The organism is Streptomyces sp. NPDC034670 (assembly GCF_055574875.1).
This window is the reverse complement of record NZ_JBVITR010000002.1, coordinates 167,619-176,991: the sequence shown is the minus strand read 5'-3', so window position 1 is coordinate 176,991 and position 9,373 is coordinate 167,619. Positions and strand designations below refer to the sequence as shown.

The following is a 9,373-nucleotide window of genomic DNA, read 5'->3' as shown; positions in this document are numbered from 1 at the left end:
CAGCGCACGTTCTCCCCCTCCCCCCCCCCACCCCCCCCCTCCCCCCCCCCACCCCCCCCCCCCCCCCCCCCCCCCCCCCCCCCCCCCCCCACCGCCGGTCGACCGGTGGCGCAAGCCGATCCCCGGCACCGTGCGACCGTCGGCGACGGTGCGCAGGTGGCGATCGCGGTCCTGGCATGCCCGGTGGGTGCTCAGAGCTTGCTCCGAGTGGTGCCTGTTTCCGGAGCCGGCGGTGGGGAAACGCGCCGGTCGTCCTGGAGATCGTCTTCGGAGGTCGGAGCCGGAGCGGGAGGGAGGCGGTGGTGAGGGCGGCTGGGCAGGACCCACGGGTCTTGTCGGAGCGGGCGGCCGGTCCGCGCCACCGCTTGCGGCAGTCGAAGCAGCGTTCGACGACGTTGTGCCGACGGTAGGGGCACCGGCCGAAGCCGGGTGGACGGCCGCCGCATGTGCCGCGGTCCAGCCGGCCGGGGATCCGGCCGGCGCGTTCGGGGATCGTGTGCGGGACGCCGTGTCGCCGCGGATGGGAACGGATCTTCCGGGAGCCGCGGCCCTTGTCCGCGACCACGCGCCCGGGGTCGGGTCCGCGGACGCCCGGGCCCGCCGATCGCGCCCCTCACCCGCTCGAAGCGGGTGCAGTCGTCGGCGTCGCCGCCCGGCGGGAGGAAACCGAGAGGGCGGCCGAGCCCGCCGCAAGCACGGGATCACCTCTGAGGACGATCTCCAGGGCCCCGGGCGCGGCTCAGACGACGGAGTCCGCGCGCAGCGCCTCGATGTCCTCGGGGGAGTGGCCCAGTTCCGCCAGGATCGCCTCCGTGTGCTCGCCCACGGCCGGCACCGGGTCCATGCGCGCCGGCAGGCCGGCGAGGTCGGCGGGCGGCAGCAGCGCCTGCACGCTTGCGCCCGGCACCGCGACCTCGCGCCAGCGGCCGCGGGCGGCGAGGACCGGGTGGTCGAGGAACGCGGCGACGTCGTTGACCCCGGCGCAGGCGATGCCGATCGCCTCCAGGTCCCCGAGCAGTTCCTCGGCGCCGGAGCGGGCGAAGCGCTCGGCGATGACCGCGTCCAGCTCCTCCCGGTGGGCCACGCGGTCGGGCCCGGTGGCGAAGCGGGGGTCGTCGGTCAGCTCGGGCCGGCCGAGGAACCGCGTGCACAGGGCCGCCCACTCGCGCTCGTTCTGCACGGAGAACAGCACCTCGCGGCCGTCGGCGGCCCGGTAGGTGCCGTACGGGGCGATGGTGGCGTGCCGGGTGCCCAGGCGCGGGGGCTGGCTGCCGCCGTAGCGGGTGTAGTAGGCGGGCTGGCCCATCCACTCGGCCAGCGCCTCGAACAGCGACACCTCCACCGGAGGGGCCGTGCCGGTGGTCGCGCGGGTGTACAGGGCGGTGAGCACGCCGCTGTACGCGTACATCCCGGCGGCGATGTCGGCGACGGAGATGCCCGTGCGCGCGGTCCCGTCCGCCGTTCCGGTCAGTGACACCAGGCCCGTCTGGCACTGCACCAGCAGGTCGTACGCCTTGCGGTCCGCCCAGGGCCCGGTGGTGCCGTAGCCGGAGACCGTGCACGGGATCAGCCGCGGGTGGCGGCGGGTGAGTTCCTCGGTGCCCAGGCCGAGGCGGCCGGCGGCGCCCGGCGCGAGGTTCTGCACGAACACGTCGGCCTTCTCGAGGAGCCGGTGCAGGACCGCGCGGCCGCGCGGATCCTTCAGGTCCAGGGTGAGGGACTCCTTGGAGCGGTTGAGCCACACGAAGTAGCTGGAGTGGCCGTGCACCGTCGTGTCGTAGCGGCGGGCGAAGTCGCCCTCGCCCGGCCGCTCCACCTTGATCACGCGGGCGCCGAGATCGGCCAGCTGCCGGGTGGCGTAGGGCGCGGCCACCGCCTGCTCCAGGCTGACCACCGTGACCCCGGACAAGGGATGTCTGTGCACGTCCGCGCCTCCTGCCGGGCCCCGGGATCACCGGCCTCGATTAGTACGGCCGGGACGGGCCGCCTGTCAACGGCCGCCCGGCCGTTCACCGCTCCGCCCGGCCCGGCGGGGGGACGGGGGGCCTGCTGCGGGACACGACGCGGGTGCCGCGGCCGTCCACGGCACGGGCCTGGAGCGAGCCGCAGCCGCACCGGGTCCACACCGTGCTGCCCGCCGCCGTGCCGTGCCGGGAGACCACCTGGAACGGCTCGGCGTCGTCCGGCCACCCGCAGTACGGGCAGACGGTGCCGGTCGTCCCCGGGGCGCCGGTCGTGCTGGTCATGCTGACTCCTCGCTTCGGCTCGCTCGCGCCTGCTTCCCCGTACGGGGCCGGGACCGCTCGGCGTACGGGGGCCGGGACCGTTCGTCGCGACACGGCCAAGGGTGCGCCGGAACGTCCGTGCACGTCCAGGTTGACTTCGTGGACGTCACTGTGAAGCGTGGACTTCATGATTGACCTGCGCCGGCTGCACCTCCTCAGAGCGGTCGCCCACTACGGCACGGTCACCGCGGCCGCCCGTGCCCTGCACCTCACCCCGTCCGCCGCCTCGCAGCAGATCCGCCGGCTCGCCCGCGACCTGGACGTCGAGCTGCTGGAGCCCCGGGGGCGCGGGGTGCGGCTCACCCCGGCCGCCGAGAGCCTGCTCGCGCACGCGGACGCCATCCAGGCGCGCTGGGACCGGGCGGAGCGGGACCTGCGGGCCGATCACGGCACCCCGGCCGGGCCGTTGCGCGTGGCCGGGTTCCCGGCGGCGGTGTCGGCGCTGCTGGCCCCCATGGCCGCCCGGCTGGGCGAGCGCCACCCGCGGCTGTCGGTGCGGATCGCGGAGGCGGGGGTGGAGCGGAGCTTCGACCTGCTCTTCGAAGGGGCCGCGGACCTGGCCGTGGTGGAGTCCACCCCGCACAACCCGCCGCTGGGTGACGCGCGGTTCGACCAGCGGCCGCTGCTGGACGACCCGTTCGACCTGGTGGTCCCCGAAGGGCATCCGCTGGCCGGGCGCGAGCGGATCGACCTGGCCGAGGCGGCGCGCGAGGCGTGGATCGCGCCGGTTCCCCAGAGCCCCTGCCGGCCGCACGTGATGTCCGCGTGCGGCGCGGCCGGATTCGCCCCGGACGTCGTCCACCACGCCCTCGACTGGAACGTCACCGCCCACCTCGTCGCCCACGGACTCGGCGTCGCCCTGATCCCGCGCCTCGCCCACCTCACCCCGCACCTGCCGATCACCCGCGTCCGCTGTGCCGGGAACCCGCACCGCAAGCTGCTGACCTGCACGCGCGGTGGCGGCCGGGCCCGCCCGGCGGTGGCGGCCGCGCTGCGGGAACTGCGGGAGCTGGCGCCGACGGCGGTCGCCTGAGATCCGGGGGCCCCCACGGCGCCCCCGGGTCCTGTCGTCGAACTCCCGTCGTCCGCCCGGAGGGCGGACCCGCGGCGCCGTGGGCCCTTGCTCGAGGGAAGCCGGGAGCTTGGAGGAGCGTGCGCTCGCAGGGCGCCGGAGCGCCCGCGACGGGGGTCCCCCGCTCGTGCGGGTCCGGGAGTGGGGGAGGGCTCACGCGGGTGCTCCGGCGACGCGGCGAGCGTGCGTGCCGGGCGCCGCGGGGCGGGCGGGAGTCCGACGGCAGGGCCTACCGCCCGCGCGCCCCCACGCGCAGCCCGTCCATGACGAGGTCCAGCAGCCTGGCGGCGCGCGGCTGCCAGTCCCCGTCCGGGTCGATCTGCCAGAGGCCGGCGATGGCGAGGTAGAAGTCGTCCGCGGTCACCCCCGGACGGATGGCTCCGGCCTCCTCGCAGGCGCGCAGCAGGAGTTCGGCCGCCTCGGTCACCTCGTGGTGCCCCGGCTTCGCCGGGCTCCCCGGTCCGCTGGTGGCCTGCCGGATGGCGTCGGCCAGCCCGGCCTTGGCCATGGCGAACCGGGCCAGCCGGTCCATCCACTCGCGCAGGGCCCGGTCGGGCTCCAGGGTCGCCAGCAGCCGGGCCGCGCTCTCGGCGACCTGCCGCATCTCGTGCCGGTAGATCTCCAGGACGAGCGCCTCGCGGCTGGGGAAGTTCCGGTAGAACGTGCCCTGTCCGACGCGGGCCTTGCGGGCGATCACGCTCAGCGGAGTGTCCGCCGAGCGCGTGAGTTCGGCCAGCGCCACCTCCAGGATGCGCTCGCGGTTGCGCTGCGCGTCCGAGCGCAGGGGCGCCTCCTTCCTCTCCCGCACGCGTGGCTCCTTCCGGACCGTGGCCGAAACCCGTCCTTGTCGGCCGGGCAGTCGTCCCCTAGCGTTTCCAGTAGCGGACAGTTGTCCGCTTCGGCTCATCGTACCGGCGGGCACGGACGGCGCGGAACGGCCGGTGCCGTGGCGTCCGCGACCGGCGTCCCGCCCTCCCGTGCGGCCGCACGACCGCACGACCGCATGGTCCCCGAACCGCGCCCGTGACGACAGCACCCCCGCGTCATCGGCCCGCCCGCCGCCCGGAACGCCCCGACACGCCCCGGATCAGCGAAGGAAGGCTGTTCATGCCCCCCGCCACGTCCAGCACCGTCACCCTGAACGTCAACGGCGAGAAGCACACGCTGTCCGTCGACCACCGCACCACCCTGCTCGACGCCCTGCGCGAGCGGCTCGGCCTGACCGGTACCAAGAAGGGCTGCGACCAGGGACAGTGCGGAGCCTGCACGGTCCTGGTCGACGGCCGCCGCACCGTCTCCTGCCTGCAACTGGCCGTCGCGGCCGACGCACGCGAGATCACCACCGTGGAGGGCATGGCCCGCGGAGGGCGGCTGCACCCGGTGCAGCAGGCCTTCCTCGACCTGGACGGCTTCCAGTGCGGCTACTGCACACCCGGTCAGATCTGCTCGGCCGTCGCCGTCGTCGAGGAACACGCCGCGGGCTGGCCCAGCGCCGTCACCGACGACGTACGGCCCGAAGCGGGACCCCCACCGCTGACCCCCGAGGAGATCCGGGAGCGGATGAGCGGCAACCTCTGCCGGTGCGGTGCCTACCCGGCGATCGTCGAGGCCGTCGCCCGCGCGGCCGGGCAGGCCCGGACCGGGGCTGGGGAGGCGGCGTGAGGGAGTTCGACTACCGGCGCGCGGACGACGTGCCCGGCGCCGTGGCCCTGCTCGGCGGCGACCCGGGCGCCCGCTGCCTCGGCGGCGGCACCAACCTCGTCGACCTGATGAAGGCCGGCGTCGAGCGCCCCGCCCGCCTCGTCGACGTCCGCCGGCTCCCGCTGGACCGGATCGAACCGGACGGTGACGGCGGGCTGCGCATCGGCGCCACCGTCACCAACAGCGACCTCGCCGCGCACCCCGAGGTCCGCCGCCGCTACCCGGCCCTGGCCCAGGCGGTGCTCGCCGGCGCCTCCGGGCAGCTGCGCAACATGGCCACCGTCGGCGGCAACCTGCTCCAGCGCACCCGCTGCGGCTACTTCACCGACGTCACCATGCCCTGCAACAAGCGCGCGCCCGGCAGCGGCTGCCCCGCCGTCACCGGCGAACACCGCAACCACGCCGTCCTCGGCGCCTCCGACCACTGCGTGGCCGTCCACCCGTCCGACATGGGCGTGGCGCTGACCGCCTTCGACGCGGTGGTGACGTACGAGACGGCCGACGGACCGGGGCGGTTGCCGCTCGACGACTTCTACCTGCCGGTGGGCGACACCCCGCACCGGGAGACCGCCCTGCCGGCCGGCGCGCTCGTCACCGGCGTCGTCCTGCCGCCCGCGCCGGTCGCCGCCCGCTCCCGCTACCGCAAGGTCCGCGAACGCGCCTCGTACGCCTTCGCGATCGGCTCGGTCGCCGCCGCCCTCGACGTCGGCGACGGGGTCGTGCGCCAGGCGCGCCTGGCCTTCGGTGCGGTGGCGTCCCGCCCGTGGCGGGCCCGGGCGGCCGAACGCGTCCTGACCGGGGCCCCGGCCACCGCGGAGTGCTTCGCCGCCGCGGCGGACGCCGAACTGGCGGCGGCCAGGCCGCTGCCCGGCAACGGGTACAAGGTGACCCTCATGCGCAACCTCGTGGTGGCCGTGCTGTCCGGGCTCGCCGAGGAGGCCGCCCGATGACCGCCACCCCCACGACCGGGACCACCACCCCCACGGCCGGCCGCGGGACCGCCCCCACGCCCGGCGGCACGACTCCGGCGGGCGCCGTCGGCACCGCGCACACCCGGGTGGAGGGCCGCGACAAGGTCACCGGGGCCGCCCGCTACGCCGGCGACCTCCCCTTCCCGGACCTCGCCCACGGACGGCTGGTGCTCTCCACCGTCGCCCGCGGCCGGATCCGCTCCGTCGAGACCGCCGGCGCACTCGGTGTGCCGGGCGTGCTCGCCGTCCTGCACCACGGCAACGCCCCGCGCCTGCACACCGACTACGTCGGCGTGCTGGGCGTCCCGCCGGACCCGACCGCCGCCGTCTTCCAGCACGACCGGATCCCGTACGCCGGATGGCCCGTCGCGCTCGTCGTCGCCGAGACGCCCGAACAGGCCCGCGAGGCCGCCGAGGCCCTCGTCGTCACCTACGAGCGGCAGCCGCACGACGTCGCGTTCGGCGCCGGCCGCCCGGACGCGTACGCGGCGGACGGGCACATGCCCGCCGTGACGGAGAAGGGCGACCTGGAGGCCGCGCTCGCCGCCTCGGCCCACGTGGTGGACGAGGAGTACACCACGCCCGAGGAGCACCACGCCATGATGGAGCCGCACGCGGCGACCGCCCGGTGGGACGGCGACCGGCTCGAGGTCGTCGACTCCAACCAGGGCGCCACCTGGGTCGCCGACGAGCTCGCCAGGATGTTCTCCCTCGAGCCGTCCGCCGTGCGGGTGCGCTCCGAGCACGTCGGCGGCGGCTTCGGCAGCAAGGGCCTGCGGGCCCACCAGGTGTCCGCCGTGATGGCCGCGACCGCCCTGCGGCGCCCGGTGCGCGTCGTGCTGACCCGCCGCCAGATGTTCTCGCTCACCGGCTACCGCAGCCCCACCGTCCAGCGCGTCCGGCTCGGCGCCGACGCCGACGGACGGCTGCGCGCCCTGGAGCACCGCTCGCTGAACCAGACCTCCACGGTGTGGGAGTTCGTCGAGCCGGCCGCCGGCCCGGCCCGGGTGATGTACGACGCCGACGCCCACCGCACGGCGAACGAGGTCGTGCGGCTGGACGTGCCGTCCCCGGCGTGGATGCGCGCCCCGGGCGAGGCGCCGGGGTCGTTCGCGCTGGAGGCGGCGCTCGACGAGCTGGCCGAACGGTGCGGCGTCGACCCGGTCGAGCTGCGGCTGCGCAACGAGCCCGGGCGGGGACCGGTCTCCGGGCTGCCGTTCGCCGGCCGCAACCTGGCCGCCTGCTTCCGCGAGGGCGCCCGCCGCTTCGGCTGGGCCGGCCGCGACCCGCGCCCCGGCGTGCGGCACGAGGGGCGCTGGCTGCTCGGCACGGGCACGGCCGCCGCCTCCTTCCCCGCGGGCGCCCTGCCGTCGACGGCCGCGGTGACCGCTCAGGCGGACGGCACCTTCACCGTGCGGATCGCCGCGGCCGACATCGGCACCGGGGCCCGCACGGCGCTCACCCTGGTCGCCGCCGACGCGCTCGGGGTGGCGCCCGGGAGGGTCCGGGTGCGGATCGGCGACAGCGACTTCGGCCCGGCGGGGATCGCCGGCGGCTCGATGGGCACCCGCTCCTGGTCCTGGGCGGTCATCGCCGCGGCCGAGGAACTGCGGGACCGGCTCGTGCCGGGGGCCGCCGTGCCGCCGGAGGGCATCACCGCGCGCTCCGACACCACCGCCGCCCTCGGTGCCCTCGCGCAGAAGGAGCGGCACTCCTTCGGGGCGCAGTTCGCCGAGGTCGCCGTGGACGTCACCACCGGCGAGGTGCGGGTGCGCCGGATGCTGGGCGTCTTCGCGGCGGGCCGGATCGTCAACCCGCTCACCGCGCGCAGCCAGCTCGTGGGCGGCATGACCTGGGGCATCTCCATGGCCCTGCACGAGGAGGCCGTCCGCGACCGCGCCTCGGGCGGCCTCTACGGCGCCGACCTGGCCGGCTACCACGTCGCCACCCACGCCGACGTACCGGCGATCGAGGCGGACTGGGTGGACGACCCGGACCCCGACGACCCGGTCGGCGTCAAGGGCCTCGGTGAGATCGGCATCGTGGGTGCCGCGGCGGCCGTCGCCAACGCGGTCTGGCACGCGACCGGCGTACGCCACCGCGCTCTGCCCATCCGCCCGGACCGGGTGCTGGGGGCGGGGGGACCGCGTGTTTGACCTCGCCGGCGAGCTGCACCGATGGCTGGCCGAAGGCCGGGAGTTCGCCGTCGCCACGGTCGTGTCGGTGAACGGCAGCGCACCGCGCGACCCGGGCGCCGCCCTCGCCGTCGACCGCGCGGGCACGGCGGTCGGCTCGGTCTCCGGCGGCTGCGTGGAGGGCGCGGTGTACGAGCTGTGCGCGCAGGCGCTGGAGGACGGCGAGAGGCGCGTCGAGCGGTTCGGCTACAGCGACGAGGACGCCTTCGCGGTGGGCTTGACCTGCGGCGGGGCCATCGAGGTCCTGGTGGCTCCGGTCGGCGCGCACGCCCCCGTCCGGCAGGTGCTCCGGTCGGCGCTCCCGGTCGTGGCCCGGGGCGGCCCCGGGGCGCTCGCCCGGGTCGTCCGGGGCCCGGCGGACCTGCTCGGCGGGGCCCTGTTCGTCCGCCCGGACGGCACGTACGAGGGCGGCCTCGGCGGGCGCCCGGAGCTGGACCGGGCGGCGGCGGACGAGGCCCGGGCCCTGCTGGAGGGCGGGCGCACGGGCACGGTCGTCCTGGCCGGGGACGACTCCCGCCGCGCCGGTGGCCCGGCCCTGTTCGTGGAGTCCTCGGTGCCGCCGCCCCGCATGATCGTCTTCGGGGCGACCGACTTCGCGGCGGCGCTGGTGCGGGCGGGCAGGTTCCTCGGCCACCACGTCACCGTCTGCGACGCCCGCCCGGTCTTCGCCACCCGGGCCCGCTTCCCGGAGGCCGACGAGGTCGTGGCCGACTGGCCGCACCGCTATCTGCGCCGCACCGCGACCGACGCGCGCACGGTGCTGTGCGTCCTCACCCACGACGCGAAGTTCGACGTCCCCCTGCTGAAGACCGCCCTGGGGATGCCGGTGGCGTTCGTGGGGGCGATGGGCTCGCGCCGCACCCACGCCGACCGCGAGCGGCGGCTGCGCGAGGCGGGCGTGGGGGAGCGGGAGCTGGCCCGGCTCAGGTCCCCGATCGGCCTCGACCTCGGCGCCCGTACGCCGGAGGAGACCGCCCTGTCCATCGTGGCGGAGATCGTCGCGGTCCGCCGGGGCGGCACGGGCGTGCCGCTGACCGGCTCGGGCGCGCCGATCCACCGGGACGACCGCGCCGGCGGGCGGGACGCGGGGGGGGGGGGGGGGGGGGGGAACGAACAGGCGGGGGGGGCCTCCTCCCACGGAGGGGCGGG

At 76.8% G+C, this 9,373-nt stretch carries 8 protein-coding genes; 5 read left to right on the top strand and 3 right to left on the bottom strand.

Going from position 1 to position 9,373, the window contains the following annotated elements:
- Positions 1–739: 739 nt before the first annotated feature.
- Both ACZ56B_RS02295 and ACZ56B_RS02290 read right to left on the bottom strand, forming a co-directional pair.
- Positions 740–1,924 carry a CaiB/BaiF CoA transferase family protein gene (locus ACZ56B_RS02295; RefSeq protein WP_468785328.1) on the bottom strand — a complete coding sequence of 395 codons (1,185 nt, stop codon included), beginning with the start codon at positions 1,922–1,924 and terminating at the stop codon, positions 740–742.
- 85 nt (positions 1,925–2,009) lie between these two features.
- Positions 2,010–2,246, bottom strand: a complete 237-nt coding sequence (locus ACZ56B_RS02290; protein ID WP_468785326.1) for a hypothetical protein — start codon at positions 2,244–2,246, stop codon at positions 2,010–2,012.
- A gap of 166 nt (positions 2,247–2,412) precedes the next feature.
- Here ACZ56B_RS02290 and ACZ56B_RS02285 point away from each other — a divergent pair, with 166 nt between their 5' ends.
- Complete coding sequence (locus tag ACZ56B_RS02285) at positions 2,413–3,318, top strand: LysR family transcriptional regulator (RefSeq protein ID WP_468785479.1); 906 nt, start codon at positions 2,413–2,415, stop codon at positions 3,316–3,318.
- Between the two features lie 268 nt (positions 3,319–3,586).
- On the opposite strand, the gene ACZ56B_RS02280 is transcribed toward ACZ56B_RS02285, so the two are convergent.
- The gene (locus ACZ56B_RS02280; RefSeq protein ID WP_468785324.1) at positions 3,587–4,165 is read right to left on the bottom strand and encodes a TetR/AcrR family transcriptional regulator; all 579 of its coding nucleotides are present in this window, start codon (positions 4,163–4,165) and stop codon (positions 3,587–3,589) included.
- Between the two features lie 299 nt (positions 4,166–4,464).
- Here ACZ56B_RS02280 and ACZ56B_RS02275 point away from each other — a divergent pair, with 299 nt between their 5' ends.
- The 4 genes from ACZ56B_RS02275 to ACZ56B_RS02260 form a co-directional block, all read left to right on the top strand.
- Positions 4,465–5,019: a (2Fe-2S)-binding protein gene (locus tag ACZ56B_RS02275; RefSeq protein WP_468785322.1), complete on the top strand. Its 555-nt coding sequence runs from the start codon at positions 4,465–4,467 to the stop codon at positions 5,017–5,019.
- Positions 5,016–6,008, top strand: a complete 993-nt coding sequence (locus ACZ56B_RS02270) for an FAD binding domain-containing protein (RefSeq protein ID WP_468785320.1) — start codon at positions 5,016–5,018, stop codon at positions 6,006–6,008. Before ACZ56B_RS02275 ends, ACZ56B_RS02270 begins: the two co-directional genes overlap by 4 nt.
- The gene (locus ACZ56B_RS02265; protein ID WP_468785318.1) at positions 6,005–8,185 is read left to right on the top strand and encodes a xanthine dehydrogenase family protein molybdopterin-binding subunit; all 2,181 of its coding nucleotides are present in this window, start codon (positions 6,005–6,007) and stop codon (positions 8,183–8,185) included. Before ACZ56B_RS02270 ends, ACZ56B_RS02265 begins: the two co-directional genes overlap by 4 nt.
- On the top strand, positions 8,178–9,373 hold a 1,196-nt coding region (locus ACZ56B_RS02260), incomplete at its 3' end, for an XdhC family protein (protein ID WP_468785316.1). The genes ACZ56B_RS02265 and ACZ56B_RS02260, both read left to right, overlap by 8 nt.

What these genes read in the sequence shown, in the direction of transcription:
- ACZ56B_RS02290 (WP_468785326.1), bottom strand. Translation starts at nt 2,246, where the DNA reads ATGACCAGCACGACCGGCGCCCCGGGGACGACCGGCACCGTCTGCCCG.
- ACZ56B_RS02285 (WP_468785479.1), top strand. Translation starts at nt 2,413, where the DNA reads ATGATTGACCTGCGCCGGCTGCACCTCCTCAGAGCGGTCGCCCACTAC.
- ACZ56B_RS02275 (WP_468785322.1), top strand. Translation starts at nt 4,465, where the DNA reads ATGCCCCCCGCCACGTCCAGCACCGTCACCCTGAACGTCAACGGCGAG.
- ACZ56B_RS02265 (WP_468785318.1), top strand. Translation starts at nt 6,005, where the DNA reads ATGACCGCCACCCCCACGACCGGGACCACCACCCCCACGGCCGGCCGC.